The 18542-nt window shown below is 29.4% G+C and carries 20 protein-coding genes; 16 read left to right on the top strand and 4 right to left on the bottom strand.

Annotated elements, in window-relative coordinates:
• Positions 1-5: 5 nt before the first annotated feature.
• Complete coding sequence (locus B3M86_RS00905; RefSeq protein ID WP_409410630.1) at positions 6-191, bottom strand: DUF1294 domain-containing protein; 186 nt, start codon at positions 189-191, stop codon at positions 6-8.
• A 229-nt stretch (positions 192-420) separates the two neighbouring features.
• Here B3M86_RS00905 and B3M86_RS00900 point away from each other — a divergent pair, with 229 nt between their 5' ends.
• The 7 genes from B3M86_RS00900 (at position 421) to B3M86_RS00870 (ending at position 6480) form a co-directional block, all read left to right on the top strand.
• Positions 421-1140 (top strand): 3-ketoacyl-ACP reductase, encoded by a 720-nt coding sequence (locus B3M86_RS00900; RefSeq protein ID WP_291076242.1) that lies wholly within the window; start codon positions 421-423, stop codon positions 1138-1140.
• A 120-nt stretch (positions 1141-1260) separates the two neighbouring features.
• Complete coding sequence (locus tag B3M86_RS00895; protein ID WP_291049169.1) at positions 1261-1893, top strand: hypothetical protein; 633 nt, start codon at positions 1261-1263, stop codon at positions 1891-1893.
• A 9-nt stretch (positions 1894-1902) separates the two neighbouring features.
• Positions 1903-2202 carry a winged helix-turn-helix domain-containing protein gene (locus B3M86_RS00890; RefSeq protein WP_291049172.1) on the top strand — a complete coding sequence of 100 codons (300 nt, stop codon included), beginning with the start codon at positions 1903-1905 and terminating at the stop codon, positions 2200-2202.
• A gap of 65 nt (positions 2203-2267) precedes the next feature.
• A complete protein-coding gene (gene creD, locus B3M86_RS00885; RefSeq protein WP_291049175.1) occupies positions 2268-3671 on the top strand; it encodes a cell envelope integrity protein CreD in 1404 nt (467 codons plus the stop codon).
• Complete coding sequence (locus B3M86_RS00880; RefSeq protein WP_219034339.1) at positions 3653-4252, top strand: hypothetical protein; 600 nt, start codon at positions 3653-3655, stop codon at positions 4250-4252. Before creD ends, B3M86_RS00880 begins: the two co-directional genes overlap by 19 nt.
• A 325-nt stretch (positions 4253-4577) precedes the next feature.
• The gene (gene brnQ / locus B3M86_RS00875; RefSeq protein ID WP_286495192.1) at positions 4578-5867 is read left to right on the top strand and encodes a branched-chain amino acid transport system II carrier protein; all 1290 of its coding nucleotides are present in this window, start codon (positions 4578-4580) and stop codon (positions 5865-5867) included.
• A 274-nt stretch (positions 5868-6141) separates the two neighbouring features.
• Positions 6142-6480 (top strand): cysteine-rich CWC family protein, encoded by a 339-nt coding sequence (locus B3M86_RS00870; RefSeq protein WP_038331257.1) that lies wholly within the window; start codon positions 6142-6144, stop codon positions 6478-6480.
• 291 nt (positions 6481-6771) lie between these two features.
• Here the strand turns inward: B3M86_RS00870 and B3M86_RS00865 are convergent, their stop codons facing one another.
• On the bottom strand, positions 6772-7542 hold the full coding sequence (locus B3M86_RS00865) for a hypothetical protein (protein ID WP_286495190.1): 771 nt from the start codon (positions 7540-7542) through the stop codon (positions 6772-6774).
• Positions 7543-7722: 180 nt separating this feature from the next.
• On the opposite strand from B3M86_RS00865, the gene B3M86_RS00860 reads away from it, so the two are divergent.
• Positions 7723-8844 carry a redoxin domain-containing protein gene (locus tag B3M86_RS00860; protein ID WP_038331384.1) on the top strand — a complete coding sequence of 374 codons (1122 nt, stop codon included), beginning with the start codon at positions 7723-7725 and terminating at the stop codon, positions 8842-8844.
• Between the two features lies 1 nt (position 8845).
• Here B3M86_RS00860 and ybaK read toward each other — a convergent pair whose 3' ends face one another.
• On the bottom strand, positions 8846-9337 hold the full coding sequence (gene ybaK / locus B3M86_RS00855; protein WP_125349287.1) for a Cys-tRNA(Pro) deacylase: 492 nt from the start codon (positions 9335-9337) through the stop codon (positions 8846-8848).
• Positions 9338-9638: 301 nt separating this feature from the next.
• On the opposite strand from ybaK, the gene tyrS reads away from it, so the two are divergent.
• Positions 9639-10841 (top strand): tyrosine--tRNA ligase, encoded by a 1203-nt coding sequence (gene tyrS / locus B3M86_RS00850; RefSeq protein WP_291076244.1) that lies wholly within the window; start codon positions 9639-9641, stop codon positions 10839-10841.
• Positions 10842-10895: 54 nt separating this feature from the next.
• On the opposite strand, the gene B3M86_RS00845 is transcribed toward tyrS, so the two are convergent.
• A complete protein-coding gene (locus B3M86_RS00845) occupies positions 10896-12608 on the bottom strand; it encodes a transcriptional regulator (protein ID WP_291076246.1) in 1713 nt (570 codons plus the stop codon).
• Positions 12609-12971: 363 nt separating this feature from the next.
• Between B3M86_RS00845 and B3M86_RS00840 the strand changes: the two genes are divergently transcribed.
• From B3M86_RS00840 to frr, 7 genes are read left to right on the top strand one after another with little or no spacing between them, the layout of a single operon-like run.
• Positions 12972-13961, top strand: coding sequence for an LLM class flavin-dependent oxidoreductase (locus B3M86_RS00840; protein ID WP_115001001.1), 990 nt, complete (start codon positions 12972-12974; stop codon positions 13959-13961).
• A gap of 42 nt (positions 13962-14003) precedes the next feature.
• Positions 14004-14459 carry a hypothetical protein gene (locus tag B3M86_RS00835; protein ID WP_291059380.1) on the top strand — a complete coding sequence of 152 codons (456 nt, stop codon included), beginning with the start codon at positions 14004-14006 and terminating at the stop codon, positions 14457-14459.
• A 39-nt stretch (positions 14460-14498) separates the two neighbouring features.
• Complete coding sequence (locus tag B3M86_RS00830) at positions 14499-15470, top strand: polyprenyl synthetase family protein (RefSeq protein ID WP_115000998.1); 972 nt, start codon at positions 14499-14501, stop codon at positions 15468-15470.
• A 3-nt stretch (positions 15471-15473) separates the two neighbouring features.
• On the top strand, positions 15474-16460 hold the full coding sequence (locus B3M86_RS00825; protein WP_291076248.1) for a GSCFA domain-containing protein: 987 nt from the start codon (positions 15474-15476) through the stop codon (positions 16458-16460).
• Entirely contained in the window at positions 16450-17217 is a 768-nt protein-coding gene (locus B3M86_RS00820; RefSeq protein ID WP_291076250.1) for a TatD family hydrolase, read from the top strand. Before B3M86_RS00825 ends, B3M86_RS00820 begins: the two co-directional genes overlap by 11 nt.
• Positions 17218-17267: 50 nt before the next feature.
• Complete coding sequence (gene pyrH / locus B3M86_RS00815) at positions 17268-17978, top strand: UMP kinase (RefSeq protein ID WP_115000992.1); 711 nt, start codon at positions 17268-17270, stop codon at positions 17976-17978.
• A gap of 8 nt (positions 17979-17986) precedes the next feature.
• Complete coding sequence (gene frr, locus B3M86_RS00810; protein WP_115000990.1) at positions 17987-18541, top strand: ribosome recycling factor; 555 nt, start codon at positions 17987-17989, stop codon at positions 18539-18541.
• The last annotated feature ends 1 nt before the right edge of the window (position 18542 follow it).

Here is an 18542-nt window from a genome sequence, read left to right as displayed (position 1 = left end):
AACAATTAAATTCGATCAACTAAAAAAATTAATAAACTACATTGTATTGCTATAATCATTACTATTTTAAAAATAAAAGACTTTTTTCTTATTTTATGACGATAAATCTGCATTGACATAAGAGAACCAATTGTTCCACCAATCAAAGTCACAAAACAAAGTGCTAATTCAGATACACGTCTTTTACCAATAATTGAGTTTTTTTATCTATTTTAAATAAAAAAAAAGAGAGGACGTTGATAAGGAGTAGAGTAAAAAATAAATATTTATCCATTCAGTGTGTGATTAAGTAGTAAAAATACTTATAATTAGGTAGATAAAAAATATTTTTCCTAGAAATCTATGTTGTTTATCTTTGTACTTCAAAATCATAAAAAATCTTCAAAAAATAAATTGTAAAATTCTAATTATAAAATAATTATGCAAGATTTAAAAGGGAAAAATGCTTTAGTCACAGGAGGTAGTAGAGGTTTAGGAAAAGCTGTTGCTTTGGCATTGGCTAAAGAAGGTGTTAATGTAGCTGTGACAGGACGAAATACAAAGACATTAGAAGAAACTGTAGAAGAGATCAAAAGTTTTGGAGTAAAAGCGGATTATTCGATTTTTAATGTAGCTGAAAAAGTTGAAGTGAAAATGCAACTTGAACGATTAATTGAGAGTTTTGGAGCGTTTGATATTTTGATTAATAATGCCGGTATTGCGGCTTTCGGAAGTTTTTTGGAAATGCCAAAAAATGATTGGGAAGAGATTGTGCGTACCAATTTATTTGGACCATATTATGTTTCTAAAGCTGTAATTCCTTCGATGGTAGAGTTAGGAAGTGGTGATATTATCAATGTATCTTCAACTGCAGGATTAAAAGGAAACGCAGTAACTTCTGCTTATTCAGCTTCAAAAGCGGGATTGATAGGTTTATCAGAATCATTAATGTTCGAATTAAGAAAGAAAAACATTCGTGTTACGACTTTAACTCCAAGTACAATTGCATCTGAGATGTCAAAAGATGTGTTGAAAATCACAGACGGAAATCCAGAAAAAGTGCTTCAGCCTGAAGATTTTGCTCAATTAATTGTCGATTTATTAAAATTAGATAAACGCGCAATGTTGGCATCAGCTTCTTTGTGGTCTACAAATCCTTAAAAATTGATTAATTAATCATATTTATAAAATCCAATTTCATTTAGAAATTGGATTTTTTTTGAAAAAATATTTTGCAGAATCATTTTTTATATTAACTTTGAATTGAAAAGTACTTTTAATATGAGCACAAATAATCCTGTAGAAAGTTTAAACGAAATCAAATCAATGATGCAACGCACATCAAAATTCACAAGTATTAGTGGATGGAGTGGTGTTTGGGTTGGAGTAGTGGGAATGATTTCTGCTTTTATCGCTTATGTTTTGATTCTACAAGATGCACTTCAAGTAAATTATAGAGGAACATTGACACCTATTTTAATGAATAATTTAGAAATTAAATTATTCATTTTAGGAATTGTAACTTTAATGGTTGCATGTATTGGAGGTTTCTTTTTTATGACCAGAAAATCGACAAAAGATGACGTTAAATTTATAAATCCAGTTACAAAACGAATATTGCGTAAATTTCTTTTTGTTTTAATCGTTGGAGGAATAGTAAGTCTGATCTTCATCAATAATTTTAGTTTTGCTTATGTAGCTCCAGCAACGCTTTTGTTTTACGGCTTAGCTTTGTATACGGTAGAACGTGACACAATTGTAGAAATAAAATATTTGGCAATGTGCGAAATATTTTTAGGGTTATTGGCTTTCTATTTTATTTTCAATGGTTTATTGTTTTGGTTTATTGGTTTCGGGATTTTACATCTAATTTTTGGGATTTGGATGGTGCGAAAATATGATTACAAAGCTTAAATTTGCAACATGGATTTTAATCTTAATAAATTAAACAAAGTCTTTGATAATCGTATTCGTGTGGGAATTATGAGTGCTTTGGTCATGAATGAAGAAATTTCTTTTAAGGATTTGAAAGACTTTTTAGATTTGACTGATGGCAACTTGGCTTCGCACTTAAAAAACCTAGAAGAAAACGATTATATGACTGTACACAAAGGATTTATAGGTCGAAAAACGAATACAACTTATTCGATAACAGCACTTGGAAAACAAGCTTTTCAGGAGCATTTGAACTATCTTGAAAAATTAATAAAGAATATAAAATAATTTTTTTTGCATTTAAACTTTGAAAAACAAAGTACTTTATAAAATAAATAATAAAATTCAAACTTATGGAAAACAATGATTTAAAAAATGAATATCAACCTGAAAATCAATCAGTTTATTCACAAAACAAAACAATGATAAAAGGATTTTTGGTATGTCTTTTAGTTTTAGGACTTTTAATTCCGATTCCGTTCATATTAAATTTAATTGAAGAACGACAAGGAAACAAGGAAAAAGTAATTACCGAAATTTCAGATAAATGGAGTGGGAAACAGACAATTTATGGTCCTTTTATCGAGGTTACTTACATGGAAAATGTAAATGATGGACAAGGAAAAGTTGTGAAGCAACAAGTGAAAAAGTATATTTCTGCTAATGATTTAAATATAAATGGAACGATTGATACGCAGTTAAAAAGTCGTAGTATTTATGAAGCAGTAGTTTACAATTCGAAACTGAATATCAATTCGAAATTTAAGAATTATAGCGATATGCTTAATGAAGTGGAAGTATGTGCAGAAAATGTAGTTTCGACTAAAATTGTTTTTGGAATCTCTGATTCTAAAGGATATGAGAACAAAGTAATTGTACAATCTAACAACAAAAATTATCCATTGAATATGGATAATATAACTTCTACAATTACTATTCAACCAGAAGTTAGAGTAGAAAATGGAGAATATTTGGAACAAGTGAGTACCACTAAAAAAGTGATGCCTGTGCAAATGATGTCTCAAAAAATAGATCCTTCTACATTCGATTTTAATCAAGTTTCAATCAATTTGGTGATGAAAGGTTCTCAAATGTTGAATATCATTCCATCTGCGATTAATACAAAAGTTGATTTGGCTACAAATTGGAAAGATTTGAAATATGATGGAAATTTTTTACCTAATTCTGATCCCGAAACGAAGAATGGAAAAACAAATGTAAAATGGTCTATTTATCAACAAAATCCTTTGCAAGGACAGATTTGGCAAGACGCTTCTAACTTTTCTGATTATAGTTTTGGCGTTAATTTCTTGCAGATGAACGATCATTATGACAAAACATATCGTTCGACAAAATATGCGATTCTGTTCATTGGATTAACATTTGTAGCATTTTTCTTTATCGAAAGCCGAAATAATTTCAACATTCACTTGGTACAATATGCGTTAGTTGGATTTGCAATCTGTGTCAATTTTGTGTTATTGTTATCGTTGTCAGAATATTTAGGATTTGATATTGCTTACTTTATTTCATCTGGTGCAACTATTTTATTGATTACATTTTTTGTCAATTCTTTCCTAAAATCATTTGGTTTCACATTCAAAATTACATTAATGTTAATTTTATTATACACATTTATTTACAGTGTTTTACAACTCAAAGAACACGCGTTATTAGTAGGAAGTATAGGATTATTTATCATTGTTGCAATCCTAATGTACTATTCAAAAAACATCGAATGGAACAAAACAAAATAACATTTGCACACTTATTTTTTGGGATTTTTGTCATCGGTCTTGTACTGATGGCAATTTCCTTTACGGATATTGTGATTAAAAATAATGATACAATTTTCAGCTTTTCTATTCTTATTTTAGAGCTTGTGATTTGCTTATTTGCAATGTCATTTTATTTGAAAATTGATAAGATTTCGGAGTTGTTTTTAGGAAAAATTTTCTCTAATTCTGGACAAATATTTGTTTGGACCAACATTACATGGCTTTGTATTCCAGTAGCTTTTGTTTTGGATGTAACAATTATTCGAGGATTTCATGATTTAAGTTTTTATTTGCCGCTTTTAGGTTATTTATTGTTTCTTTTAATTATAGTCGATTTTTTTGCAGCAATATTCTACACTAATTTTGATGATGAAGAAACGATAGGTTTTAATTATCTTAATTATTTTTCGATTTTTTTAGCGGTAGTTTTAATACTATTTTTTAGTTTGATTATAATACTTTTCGCTGTTTTTGAGTATCCTTCAATATCAATCTGTTTTATGATGTTTAATATTTACCTCATAAATATTATTACAAAAATTTTAAAATTAAAAGCTTAAAAATTTTTGTTATGAATGTTTACTTTGAAACTATGAAGATAGATATTCAATATTTTCAGCCAAAAGGAGAAGGTTATACACCAACGAATCGAATTATCACTTTAGATAAAATTTCAAATCAATTAAGATTTGATGATATCGATGATTAAAACATTCATAATATATAAAGTTTAAAATCTGATAAATATAAAAATTATTATTCAAATCTGTCAAATTTATAAATTAGCTGTGTGATTATCGAATAATTCTACTAAGTTTAAGGCTTGAAAATGCAATTGTAGTAATTTGCGAACCGTTTTTTAAAACAGATAGAATTATTAAATATATGAAAAGTAAAAAGTTAACCAATGTATTAACACTTGGATTTGCGTTGTTTGCGATGTTTTTTGGTGCAGGAAACCTTCTTTTACCTCCTTTGATAGGATTAGAAGTGGGTTCAAATTATTTCGTCGCGATGATAGCATTTGGGTTAACTGGTATTTTATTGCCATTTACTGGTATTTTATCTGTTGTTTTTTCGGGTGATAATTTTAATGATTTAGGGCATCGTGTGAACAAACATTTGGCGGCTATTTTAGGTACAATTATTATGATTTGTATCGGACCGTTAATTGCGATTCCTCGTACTGCCGCAACAACATTCGAAGTGGGATTAAAACCATTTTTTCCAACATTGGATCCGATGTGGGGATCGTTACTATTTTTTGCAGTAACACTTATTTTAGCGATTCGTCCCTCAAAAGTGGTAGACGTTATTGGAAATTATTTAACACCAGTATTATTGATTTTATTGACCTTATTAATAGTCATTGGAATTATATACCCAACCGCTGATTTCTTACCTTCAGACTTAACGATGATGCAATCTTTTTCGAAAGGTTTTATAGAAGGTTATCAAACATTAGACGTTTTGGCTTCTGTTATTTTTGCTGGAATTATTATTTCAGCAGCACGAGATAAAGGGTATACTGATACAAAAAGTAAATCTCAAATTGTAATTATATCAGGTTTATTGTCTACAACTTGTTTGTTATTTGTATATGGTGGATTGATTTATTTAGGTGCTACTTCTGGAATTACAAATCCAGAAATTTCTCGTGCAGAATTATTAATAGAAATCTCTCGAAATACATTAGGACAGTATGGGTTAATTGCAATTGCGTTATGTATGGCGTTTGCTTGTCTTACCACTTCAATCGCATTAACATCTGCGGTAGGTACATTTTTTGGACGTTTAACAAATGGAAAAGTAAGTTACACTGCTTTAGTGATTTTATGTACAGTAATATCGTTTGGTTTATCAATAAAAGGTGTAGACGAAATTATTAATTTTGCATATCCACCTTTGGCTTTCGTATATCCAATTACAATCACGTTAGTTATTTATATAGTGTTGTTTGGAAAAACAATTAAAAGCAAAACTCCTTATATTTTTGCATTAATAGCGTCTACAATCATCGCAATTTTAGGATTATTGAAATTATTAGGAAAGTTAGATGAATCGACTATAGAAAATCTGAATAAAATTCCATTTTTCGAATACGATTTAGGTTGGATTGCACCTTCGATTATCGGTTTTGTAATTGGTTTATTAGTTGATAGATTAAGAAAATAAAAAATCCTCGGAAAATTATTCCGAGGATTTTAACCAATCAAAACTACTATAAAAACACTAATTGAATAATGATAATGTCTATCTTTTATTCTTTTACAAATTTCTTAAAGTTTTGACTTTAAATCTATTATTCTTAAATGATTTCTTTTATGTCTAGATAGAATTAATTTATAACTATTTATTTATGATGGTTATAGAGAATTTCAATCACATGATTTAAGATAAGTTTATGAATTTTTCGTATTTTGAAAAATCAAAAAAATAATCCAAAAAAATGATCGAAAATTGTTCGCGTTGTAACGAAACAATGGAGTGTAAGGTAGATGATATTTCGAATTGTGCTTGTACTACAATTGTTATAAAAGATGAAATAAAAGAGTTTTTGAAGAAAACGCATTACAAATGTTTGTGTAATTCTTGTATAGAAAAACTGAATTATTTTGTAGAATTAGATCAAGAATATCCACATCCAACAATGCCTTCGGAGTTTGTTCCTCATATACATTATTATATCGAAAATGGGTATTGGGTTTTTACAGAATTTTTCCATTATCAGAAAGGAAAATGTTGCCAAAATGGTTGCAGACATTGTGCTTATGGTTATAAGAAATAAAAAATGGTTCAACTTACATTGAACCACTAACCAACCTAAAAATACTATAAAAAAACTCTATTTGATTAAGGATATTCTTCTTCAGAAAATCAACTTCATTATCCTTAACAACTATGAATAAATTATTTATGGTACAAAGGTAGGTAGATTTCTTAATTTGATAAATAAATTTATATTTATTTTTTTATACTCAAATAGATAGAATTTATATTAATGTTAAGAAAATATTAAATTTACCTATTTATGAATATTTGCTAAAAAATCAATACTACATTTCCGAATGTTGTAATTCTAAGAAAAATATTGCATTATTTTTTTTGAAATTTTTTCAGCAGTTGTTTTATCTTCAGTTTCTTCCAAAGTTGTTACATAATCCTCTAAGAAACTTTTGATTTCTTGTTGATTAGAACCTTCAAAATTAGCTAAATAATCTTCGAAATCGATATTTCCTAAAACACGATCAAAGTAAGTTTTGGCTTCATCATATTTTTTCATGCTCACTAACAAAGGCGCAATGCTATGACTAATATAAAACTCGTTTACAGCAGCTTGTTCAGCATTTTCTTCTTTTTTGAAATGTGCAGAATTTAAGTAACTATTATAAGCTTCCACAGCTTTTTCATTTTCACCTAAAACCTCATAACAACGTGCTTTGAAGAATTTAATTTCGTAAAATTCGTCTTCATTCAGTTTATTGAAAAATGTAATACTTTCTTTGGGATTTGAATAAAATTTTCGGTATCCAATAATAAAATCTTCTACAAATTCTGTATCTGTTTGTTCAATAGCGAAATTCAATAAGTTTTGAGATTGTTCTTCTGTTAATTGTCCAATAAAAGCTTCCCAATAATTCACCAAAGTATTGAAATCATACGCCAAATCTTCCACAAAAATTTGTGCAGCAATTCGTAGAAATTTATCACCCAATTGATCGATTATTTCATGGTCTTCATCAGAAAAATCAGTTGAATTATACAATAGATTTTCGATAATTTCTGACGCCTTATCTTCTGAATAATCATTATTTAATTGTTTCAAAGCATTGCTAACATTGAATTCCATTTGTGTAAATTTTAAATTAAAAATCAACACAAAGGTAACTGATTTACTGCAAAAAAAACTTGATAATTTCAAAAGTTAATCGTCAATTCTAATGAGAATTTAATGAATAGTTTTTTTGAGAAAGTAGAATTTTAGTTATCTTGTGGTAGTTTTTATTAGTTTATTTAAAATAAACGTTTTATGTTACGAATCTATTCGATAGTACTAATTATATGTGGTTTTTGTTTTACAAAAGCTCAAAATTTGAATGTTGGCGCTCAGTTTCCGATTAATAAAATTGAAAATATCAATCAATCTTCAAACTTTAAAATTATTGTATTTACGCCAAGTTTATACAAAACGAATCCGTATGCGAGCATGATGACAACTTCGCTGAATTATTATTTTGTGAAGAATTTGGCATTTTCGTCTCAAAATCCACCAAAAATTGATGTGATTTATATTGTAAATGAAGATAATAAATGGAGTAAAGAACCGCAGCAAACGTTTGCTTTTAATGAAACGACTAATCAAAATAAGTTGGATGGAACGAAGGTAATTTATGATGAAGTTGGAAAAATTTACAATGCAATAGGGTTGAAACCTTTTAAGCAAAATTCAATTTCGAGTATAATTCCAACGTCAAATTCTAACAATGTTTTAGTAGAAAGTTCGATTCTTTTTCTAGTGGATCAAAACAATAAAATTTTGATGCGAGATAATGATTATCGTGCGCAAGGCGAACATCTGAAACCTTTGGAAAGATTGATTAAAAGAACGTCTAAAATCGATAACATAGAAGTAAATATCACAGAAAATAAAACCTTGAAGGTTGGTGATAAAGCACCAGATTTTATTTTGAATGGACCGAATTATAAGACTAATTCGACAGATAAATTTTTGAATGATAAATCGACTTTTAAAGTTTTAACGTTTTATCCTGCGGCGTTTAGTGGACAAATTTTGCCTGATTTTACGTCAATTGATACGAAAGCAGCAATGACTTGTGCTGCTCAAATTCAATTAATCGATCATAATCCATTGTTACAAAATGTAAAAAATTACGCAGTTTCTAGTTCTACAAATCCGTTGTTAGAATTATGGAAATCAGCTTTGCGAACAAATAATATTACGTATTTGAATGATGAGAATTATGCAATTTCGTTGATGTATAATTCTTATAATCGTTTAGGTTACAATAATAGAGCAACTTATGTGATTGATAAAAATGGAATTATTGTGTATGCAAATCCAGATTTGACGTTTGAAGATGAAGCAAAATTTCCAACTATTTTAGAAAAAATCATTCTGAATAGTAAATAAATTATGAATCAAATTGTGTAATATCTTCAAATTTAGCCTCAATCAAATTTCTTAAATCTTCGGGGTTTAGAATAATTTGTAAACCTCTTTTTCCTGCACTAATACAAATCTGATCTTGCAAAACAGCCAGTTCTTCTATGTAAGTAGGAAATTGCTTTTTCATTCCGATAGGTGAGCAACCACCACGAATATAACCTGTAACATTCAGCAAATCTTTCAAAGGAAGCATTTCGCAGTTTTTATTACCAGAAATTTTCGCAAATTTTTTCATATCAAGATGTGTGTTTGCAGGAATTACGGCAACTAAAAATGGTTCTATATTTCCTTTCAAAACCAAAGTTTTATAAATTCCTTCCGGATTTACGTTCAATGAATTTGCAACATGCAAAGCATCAATATGTTCTTCATCAACTTCATATTCGCGCAATTCGTACGAAATATTGTGTGTGTCTAAAATTCGTACTACATTTGTTTTAGCAGTTTTATTGCTCATTCTATAATAATTTACACAAAGTTATTACGAAAAACTTTTATAAAGGTTTTTCTATAGAATTATTGTCTAAGATAATTTTTTGAACGAAAATTTCTATTCTCAAAACTATTCTTACCTTTGCATTATAAATGAAGTTTTTGCAACACATATTACGTTTACCGTTTTTTAGCACTTATTATCGTACAATATTTGCTCGGGTAGACTATGTGTATACTTCGTATTAATTTTGTACGTCAAAAATTTAATCATAATCTACAAGCCCGAGCAGTTTTGCTCGGGCTTTTTTTATTTAAAAAAAATCATGGAAAATTTAAAAAGTTTAAAGGAAAATGTAGCTATTTTTTTACCAGAAAATGGATTGGAAGAAAAATTAAAATTAGCTGAAAAAGAAAATCGACCATTACGAATCAAATTAGGTTTTGATCCTACCGCACCAGATTTACATCTTGGTCACGCCGTTGTATTGAAGAAATTGAAAGAATTTCAAGATTTGGGACATCAAATAGTTATTTTGGTTGGGAGTTTTACAGCTCAGATTGGAGATCCAACAGGAAAAAATAAAAGTCGTCAACCGCTGAATGCAGAACAAGTTCAGAACAATGCGGAAACCTACATTAATCAATTGTCAAAAATTATTGATGTGAATAAGGCTGAAATTGTGTTTAATTCAGACTGGTTAGATCATTTACCTTTTTCGGATATTATTCAGTTGTTGTCAAAAGTTACGGTTGCACAACTGATGCATCGAAATGATTTTAATAAACGCTTCACCGAAAATACGCCGATTGCAATGCATGAGTTGGTTTACCCGATTTTACAAGCATACGATTCTGTTCAGATAAGTGCTGATATCGAAATGGGAGGAACGGATCAATTATTTAATTGTACAATGGGACGACAATTGCAAGAAACCAATGGAGAAGCTGCTCAGATTGTAATGTGTATGCCACTTTTGAGAGGAACCGATGGAAAAGAAAAGATGAGTAAATCGTTGAATAATATTATTGGTTTGACGGATGAACCAAATGAAATGTTTGGGAAAACAATGTCTATTCCAGATGATTTATTAGAAGAATATATTGCGTTAGCATCGGATTTTTCTATTGAAGAAAAAATGAATTTGAATGAGCGATTAAAAACAGATAATCCAATGTTAATTAAGAAATTAGTTGCAAAAAATATTATTATTCAATACCATTCTGTAAATGAAGCTGAACAAGCAGAAGAATTTTTTAACAATCAATTTCAGAAAAGAAATGATGAAAATAGAGTTTTCGAAGTTGTTAAAATTAGTTCTTTAAACTTTGAGAATGATAATATTACATTGTTAGATGTTTGTCATCAATTAAAGAAAGATTTATCGAGAAATGCAATCAGACGTTTGATAGAAAGCGGTGCAGTACAAATTAATGGAGAGAAAAAAATGGATGCTTTTGATGATTTTGAATTAAAAACCGAAACTAAAATTAAAATAGGAAAACGAGATTTCTTCGAGTTGAAGTAATAGTGAAAAGATGATTTACTATTTAGTAAATCATCTTTTTTATCTCCTATTTTCTTAATCTTGAAAAATTTGATCAAAATTTTTATATTTCTTTTTTAAGCGTTGTTTCGCTTTTTTGACTGAATCAGCCGAAATTCCTAAGATTTGCGAAATTTCTAAATTGTTCAAGCCTAATTTTAACAAATAAATAGTTCTCAAATTAGATTCGGTTAAAGATGGAAAATTTTGAGAAAGATATTTTACAAAATCGTTTTGTTCATGAGCAAAAATATTTTTGAAATTTCCCCAACTTTCGTCTGTCATTAAATGCGAATCTAAGAGATTAACTAATTCATTATATTTTTTTTCTTTGTTTATGGTACTTGAATTGGAAATAGAATTGATTTCATTTTTTAATGTAACTATTTGTTTATTCTTTTCAGACAAATAAGTTTTATAAGATTCTAAAGTTTGAGCAGTTTTATTTAATTTATTTTCAGATTTAAGTTTTTCATTTTGAATAGATAATATTTTATTATCGTATGTAGAATTTTGTATTTTTATTTTTCGACGATAAGAAATTATTACAAATAAAATGATAATGATTAATAGAAAAGAAATAAGAAATAATGCATTTTTTAGGATGGTTGTTTTCTCTTGTTCTGCTTTTTCTGCTTCAAATTTAAAGTTGAAATTATCTTGTTGAATTTTCCAATTAATTTCATTAATCACATTTTGGCCATCAGTTTTTTGCAACTCTAACTCCAATTCATCTAGTTTTCTTCGGCTAATTAACTCCTCATTGATATTATTGTTTTTTACAGCAATTTCTAATAAGATTTTATAAATGTCATATTCAAAACTGTTCAAATAAATTTTCTGAGAAGCATATTCTTTTGCTTCATTCAAAATTATTTTAGCATCATCAATTCGATTTAATTGCAAGTACAATTTTCCCAATTGAATATTAGCGTACATTAAATTTCGAGCGTTTTTTAATTTTTTAGAAATTTCAATATCTTTTTTCAAATTATCAATCGCTAAATCGTACTGTTTGTTGAGAATATTTATAGAGGCAATATCACCTAAAGCTTTTGCATATCGAATTTCGTCCTTATTTTGAATTGCATATTCTTTTGTTAATTCGAAGTAATTATTTGCTTTATTAATATTATTTTTATTCATAAAAACATGACCAATCGCATTCAGAATTGTTCCATATTCGTGGTCTTTTTTGTTGGTATATTTTAAAGCTAACAAAAGATATTTTTCACTTTTATCAAATTCTTTTACATTCATAAAGTAGAATGCATTCTTTTTGTAAACATCACTTTTAGAAAAAATATCCTCATCTTTTGTTAAGTCGAGAAGTTTTGATGCTTCCATAAAATATGGATAAGCATTTTGATATTGGCTAAAATTATAATAGTAATACCCATATTGTGTATTCACCCAAATTTGTAATTCTGGTGAGTTAACATTTTTTGAAACTTTTAATGCAGACTCAAATAACGAATTACTTTTTTTGTTTAATTTATCGTTGGTTTGTGCATAGAGATTAGCTAAATAAACTTGATAAATTGATTTTAGACTTTTTGATAAAAAAGAAGTTGATGAGATATCTAATTTCTTGAAATTATTTTGCAATTGAATAGTATCTGTCACATTTTTATTCTGTTCGATGATTTTTTCAATAAGAATACGTTCATCATTTTTACTAATAGAACTAAATGATGATAAAAATAAAAAAGGAAAGAGTAGGAGCGTAAAAAAAATAGAAACTTTCAATATATTATTTTTTCAAATATAGACCGAAAAAATTGTAAATCTTAACAAAAAATTGAATTATTTTTATGTTTTACTTCATTTTCAAAGTATTGATATTTAGATGAATATGAAATGTCCCCCCAGTTGTCCCCCCTCTAAATTGAGTATTTATTTTTTTTATTATCTATTTTTGAATTAAGTATCTCGAAAGATTACTAATCTATCATCAAACTATTAATTAAAAATTTTAGACTCTTCAACTACTTAAACCTATTTATAAATCCAATTACAAAATTATCTCCTCCATAATGTATGTTATGGGGGAATTTTTTTTGAATTTTTTTCTTTGTAATTTAGTTTAATATTTTAATTAGAAAAGAACGGATGAGAAAAATAAACTACTCAGTGTTGGATTTGGCTTATGTAAGAGAAGGAGATACATTAAATCAAACGTTCAAAAACACGTTAGATAACGCAAAATTTGTAGACGAAATAGGGTATAGCCGTTATTGGTTATCTGAACATCATAATATGCAGAATGTAGCGAGCGCGGCAACTTCTTTATTAATAGGCTATGTAGCAAATGGAACTTCAAGAATTAAAGTTGGTTCGGGAGGAATAATGCTACCTAATCATACTGCTTTATCAGTTGCAGAACAATTTGGGACTTTGGATGCGCTTTATCCAAATCGTATCGATTTAGGTTTAGGTCGTGCGCCAGGAACTGATCAATTAACAGCTTCTATTTTGCGTAGAGGAGATAATTTTATGAATTACGATTTCGAAGCTGAAATCAAAAATCTACAAAACTATTTTAGTTTAGATAATAAAGAAAGTAAAGTGCGTGCGATTCCTGGAGAAGGAGCAAATGTGCCGATTTATATTTTGGGATCAAGTACAGATTCGGCTTTTTTGGCGGCTAAATTAGGTTTACCTTATGCATTTGCGGGGCATTTTGCGCCACAACAATTTTATAATGCGGTAGAGATTTATCGTTCTCAATTTCAACCTTCAGAATTTTTGCAAGAACCTTATACGATTGCTTGTGTCAATGTAATTGCGGCGAATACAGACGAAGAAGCGCATTATTTATCGATGTCGATGTACCAAGGATTTTTGAATATTATTACCGATAAACGCCAACCAATTGTTCCACCCGAAAAAACACAATTAGAATTGGCTTCGCCTGAGCAAAAATATATGCTAAAAGGAATGACAGCTTTGTCTTTTATTGGAAGTAAAGGTGCTTTGGCGCAGAGTTTAGATGAATTTATTTTTGAATCTAAAATTGATGAAATTATGGTTTCTACGAATGTTTTTGATCAAAAAGCAAAACGAAAATCGTATCAAATTGTAAGTGAATTATTTCGTTAAATGAAATCAAAGAAATCAATCTCAAAGTTCAAGTATTATTCAATGTTTGTTGATCAATTCAAAGATCAATTGACGATTGTTTTGATGCTAAATCTTGTTTTATTTTTTATTGCAAACCATTGGAGTTATCTTGTTCCTGAAGAATTTTTGTTTGTAAGTCACAAAGATATTTTTGGCTTATTTAGAGAACAATTTGTGCTGAATGAATTTTTTGAGGTATTGGCTTATACTTTTTTGGGCGCTTTATTTATCCATTTCGGAACATATAAAATGAATAAAATCTGGATTTTTAGGCTTAATGCGTTGCTTTTAGTAATTGTTTCCACTTATTTTTGGACAATTCCTTTGCTGCAAAGTGCTGAGATTGTTTTACAAAAAGGTCATCCTTATTTTATTGCGGCGATTATTGGTCAAATTCTTTTGTATTTGATTGTCGGAAACGAATTTTTAGGTTCAATCAAAAATAAAAGAAAACAACCCAAAATCAATCATTCTTAGTTATATTTGCCAAAACTTAATTTTTACAAAAATCAAACTATGTACTCATTTGATAAATTTCACGAATTAATTGCCGAAACAATCGATAAAAATCCATTTTCTAAAAATCCAGAAGAATTATACGAACCGATGGATTATATTTTGAATATTGGTGGTAAAAGAATTCGTCCAATTTTGACTTTATTGGGAACTGATTTGTTTGATGGTGAAGTTGAAAAAGCGTTGAAACCTTCGTTAGCGATTGAGTTTTTTCATAATTTTTCGTTGATGCACGACGATATTATGGACAATGCTTCATTAAGAAGAAGTAAACCAACAGTTCACGAAAAATTTGGATTAAATACAGCGATTCTTTCTGGTGATGCGATGTTGGTAAAAGCATATCAATATTTAGAAGATTTAGAACCAGAATTATTTAAACGTTCGACAAGATTATTTTCTAAAACTGCTTTAGAAGTTTGTGAAGGACAGCAATTGGATGTGAATTATGAAACAAAATTGAATGTTTCATACGAAGATTACATCAAAATGATTTCTCTAAAAACGAGTGTTTTACTTGGTTGTGCTTTGAAATTAGGCGCAATGATTGGAAATGCTTCGGAGGAGGATTCAGATAAATTGTACCAATATGGTTTGAATTTAGGAATCGCGTATCAATTGAAAGATGATTATTTGGATGTTTTTGGTAGCCTTGAACATTTAGGTAAAAAACACGCTGGAGATATTTTCGAGAATAAGAAAACGATTCTTTACATTTCTGCTTTAGAAGCGGCAAACGAAGAAGAAAAAGAGGAATTATTATATTGGTATAGTTCAAATACAGATAATATCGATAAGGTATATGCGGTAGAAAAATTATTCAGAAAACTGAATGTTAACCGTAAACTTTCAACGTTAATTAGAGAATATACGAATAAAGCGCACAGCTATTTGGATCAAATTGATGTTCCAGAAGAACGTAAATCTTATTTGAGAGAATTAAGCGAAGTTTTAATTGATCGACAAGGATAAAAAATGCAATTTCGAACGTCTTTTCAAATTCAATCTTCTGATTTTAAACTCAATCATCAACACAAAATATTGACGATAGGTTCTTGTTTTTCAGATGAAATTGGAAAGCGTTTGACCGATTTAAAGTTTGATGGATTAATTAATCCATTTGGAGTGATTTTTAATTCACATTCCATTCAAAATTTAATAGAAAGAAGCATTCATAAAAAATATTTTACAACAGCTGATGTACATCAAAATGGAGAAGAATTTTTCTGTTTCGATGTACATTCTTCGTTTAATGCGTTGACGAAAGAAGCTGTTCTAGAGGAATTAAATTCGACTTTAGATCAAGTTCATGATTACATTCATTCTTGTGATGTTTTGATGATTACATTGGGAACATCGTGGATTTATGAATGGAAAGAATCTAATCAAGTTGTCGCAAATTGTCATAAAGTAGAGGCTAAACAATTTGAAAAACGATTATTAACAACAGAAGAAAATCTAAAATCATTGGAATTAATTGTTTCAGATTTGAAGAAAATTAATCCAACTATTCGCATTATTACAACAGTTAGTCCTGTTCGTCACACAAAAGATGGAATGGTCGAAAATAATGTAAGCAAAGCGAGATTGTTAGACGCTTTATATCAATTAAGTCAAAATAATCAAGTTGAATATTTTCCGTCATACGAATTGGTTTTAGATGATTTGAGAGATTATCGTTTTTTCAAAGAAGATTTGATTCATCCATCAAAACAAGCCGTTGATTATATTTGGGAAAGGTTTTCGGAGACTTATTTCGAGCAATCAACGCAAACAATTATTCAAAAAATAAACAAAATTATTTCAGCGATTAATCATCGTCCTTTTAATGAAGAATCAGAAAATCATCAACAATTTTTAGTAAAAACGATTGAATTGATAAATGCATTAGAAAAAGGAAATCAACTTGATTTTTCAGCTGAAAAAGAACTTTTGAAATCAAAAATAAAACATGTTAATTGATACACATACACATTTATATTCGGAGCAATTCGAGAATGATATAGATGAAGTAATTGCGCGAGCAAAGCAAAATGGAGTAGAGCGATTTTATTTGCCAGCAATTGATAAAAGTTATACGGAGAGAATGTTGGCGTTAGAAGCAGCACATCAAGATTCGATGTTTGCGATGATGGGTTTGCATCCGTGTTCGGTTCATCCAGATACAATAGAAGAGGAATTGACTCATGTGCGCGAATGGATTGATAAACGTCCATTTAAAGCGATTGGCGAAATCGGAATTGATTTGTATTGGGAAAAAGAATTTCTACAAACGCAACAAGATGCTTTCAAAACGCAAATTGAATGGGCGAAAGAAAAGAATTTACCAATTGTGATTCATTGCCGTGATGCTTTCAACGAAGTTTTTGAAGTATTAGAAGAAGTGAAAGATGAAAAATTATTCGGAATTTTTCATTGCTTTTCTGGAACAAAAGAAGATGCACAACGCGCAATTGATTTCAATTTGAAATTAGGAATTGGTGGAGTTGTAACCTTCAAAAATGGTAAAATAGATCAATTTTTAGGAGATTTTGATATCAAACATATCGTTCTCGAAACAGATTCACCTTATTTAGCGCCTGTTCCGTTTCGTGGAAAGCGTAATGAAAGTAGTTATTTGACACATGTTTGTGATAAGTTGGTCGATATTTACCATCAAACACCAGCTGAAATTGCAGCAATTACAACAAAAAATGCGTTTGACATTTTCGAACGTTAGGATAAATCAGAATAGAAAAATTATATTTGCAAAAGAAAACCTTTGACAAGATGAAATACAAAAGAATATTACTTAAATTGAGTGGTGAAGCATTAATGGGAGATTTACAATATGGTATCGATCCAAATATGCTGAAACAATATGCGCAACAAATTAGAGAAGTTGCTGAACTTGGTTGCGAAGTGGCAATCGTAATCGGAGGTGGTAATATTTTTAGAGGTGTACAAGGTGTTGCTTCTGGTATGGATCGTGTACAAGGAGATTATATGGGAATGTTAGCAACTGTGATTAACAGTATGGCATTGCAAGGAGCTTTGGAAGATGCTGGCGTTAATACGCGTTTACAAACGGCTATCCGTATGGAGCAAATCGCAGAACCATTTATCAAAAGAAGAGCAACGCGTCATCTAGAAAAAGGTCGTGTCGTAATTTTTGGTGCAGGAACAGGAAATCCATATTTTACAACAGATACAGCAGCCGTTTTGAGAGCAATTGAAACGCAAGCTGATGTTATTTTGAAAGGAACTCGTGTTGATGGAATTTATACTGCAGATCCAGAAAAAGATCCAACAGCAGAGAAATTCGAAACAATTTCTTATCAAGAAGTTTACGATAAAAACTTAAAAGTAATGGATATGACAGCTTTTACTTTGAGTGAAGAAAATAATTTACCTATTATTGTATTTGATATGAATACAGATGGTAACTTGAAAAAATTAATTTTAGGAGATAACGTAGGTACTCTAGTAACAAATAAATAAATCCCGAAATGGAAGAATTAGATATTATTTTAGAAACGGCTAAGGAGCAAATGCAGGGAACTGTAAGTCACTTAGAGGTTGCATTCGACAAATTAAGAGCAGGTAAAGCTACTCCTGCAATGTTAAGTTCAGTTCGTGTTGATTACTACGGAAGTTTATCTCCGTTAACTCAAATTGCAAATGTAAATACACCAGATGCAATGACATTGAGCATTCAACCATACGAGAGAAATTTAATTCACGAAATCGAAAAAGCAATCATCAATGCTAATTTAGGTTTTGCACCTTCTAACAATGGAGATACAATCATTATCAGTATTCCTCCAGTAACTGAAGAACGCCGTAAAGAGTTAGTGAAAATGGCTAAATCGGACATGGAAACCGCTAAAATTTCACTTCGTAATGCACGTCAAGATGCCAATAAAGCATTGAAAGCTGTAAAAGAAGCTTCTGAAGACATGGTGAAAGATTACGAAACACGTGTACAAGGATTAACAGACAAGTTTTCTAAGAAATTAGAAGAAGCTTTAACGAAAAAAGAAGCTGAAATCATGAAAGTTTAAT

This window comes from Empedobacter sp. UBA6305 (assembly GCF_002440405.1).
GTDB lineage: Bacteria > Bacteroidota > Bacteroidia > Flavobacteriales > Weeksellaceae > Empedobacter > Empedobacter falsenii_B.
The sequence above is the reverse complement of the archived record's forward strand: the minus strand, read 5'-3'. Positions and strand labels throughout refer to the sequence as shown.

What these genes read in the sequence shown, in the direction of transcription:
- B3M86_RS00860 (WP_038331384.1), top strand. Translation starts at nt 7,723, where the DNA reads ATGTTACGAATCTATTCGATAGTACTAATTATATGTGGTTTTTGTTTT.
- B3M86_RS00825 (WP_291076248.1), top strand. Translation starts at nt 15,474, where the DNA reads ATGCAATTTCGAACGTCTTTTCAAATTCAATCTTCTGATTTTAAACTC.
- B3M86_RS00820 (WP_291076250.1), top strand. Translation starts at nt 16,450, where the DNA reads ATGTTAATTGATACACATACACATTTATATTCGGAGCAATTCGAGAAT.
- brnQ (WP_286495192.1), top strand. Translation starts at nt 4,578, where the DNA reads ATGAAAAGTAAAAAGTTAACCAATGTATTAACACTTGGATTTGCGTTG.
- B3M86_RS00870 (WP_038331257.1), top strand. Translation starts at nt 6,142, where the DNA reads ATGATCGAAAATTGTTCGCGTTGTAACGAAACAATGGAGTGTAAGGTA.
- B3M86_RS00895 (WP_291049169.1), top strand. Translation starts at nt 1,261, where the DNA reads ATGAGCACAAATAATCCTGTAGAAAGTTTAAACGAAATCAAATCAATG.
- frr (WP_115000990.1), top strand. Translation starts at nt 17,987, where the DNA reads ATGGAAGAATTAGATATTATTTTAGAAACGGCTAAGGAGCAAATGCAG.
- ybaK (WP_125349287.1), bottom strand. Translation starts at nt 9,337, where the DNA reads ATGAGCAATAAAACTGCTAAAACAAATGTAGTACGAATTTTAGACACA.
- B3M86_RS00880 (WP_219034339.1), top strand. Translation starts at nt 3,653, where the DNA reads ATGGAACAAAACAAAATAACATTTGCACACTTATTTTTTGGGATTTTT.
- B3M86_RS00840 (WP_115001001.1), top strand. Translation starts at nt 12,972, where the DNA reads ATGAGAAAAATAAACTACTCAGTGTTGGATTTGGCTTATGTAAGAGAA.
- tyrS (WP_291076244.1), top strand. Translation starts at nt 9,639, where the DNA reads ATGGAAAATTTAAAAAGTTTAAAGGAAAATGTAGCTATTTTTTTACCA.
- B3M86_RS00900 (WP_291076242.1), top strand. Translation starts at nt 421, where the DNA reads ATGCAAGATTTAAAAGGGAAAAATGCTTTAGTCACAGGAGGTAGTAGA.
- B3M86_RS00835 (WP_291059380.1), top strand. Translation starts at nt 14,004, where the DNA reads ATGTTTGTTGATCAATTCAAAGATCAATTGACGATTGTTTTGATGCTA.
- creD (WP_291049175.1), top strand. Translation starts at nt 2,268, where the DNA reads ATGGAAAACAATGATTTAAAAAATGAATATCAACCTGAAAATCAATCA.
- B3M86_RS00865 (WP_286495190.1), bottom strand. Translation starts at nt 7,542, where the DNA reads ATGGAATTCAATGTTAGCAATGCTTTGAAACAATTAAATAATGATTAT.
- pyrH (WP_115000992.1), top strand. Translation starts at nt 17,268, where the DNA reads ATGAAATACAAAAGAATATTACTTAAATTGAGTGGTGAAGCATTAATG.
- B3M86_RS00830 (WP_115000998.1), top strand. Translation starts at nt 14,499, where the DNA reads ATGTACTCATTTGATAAATTTCACGAATTAATTGCCGAAACAATCGAT.
- B3M86_RS00890 (WP_291049172.1), top strand. Translation starts at nt 1,903, where the DNA reads ATGGATTTTAATCTTAATAAATTAAACAAAGTCTTTGATAATCGTATT.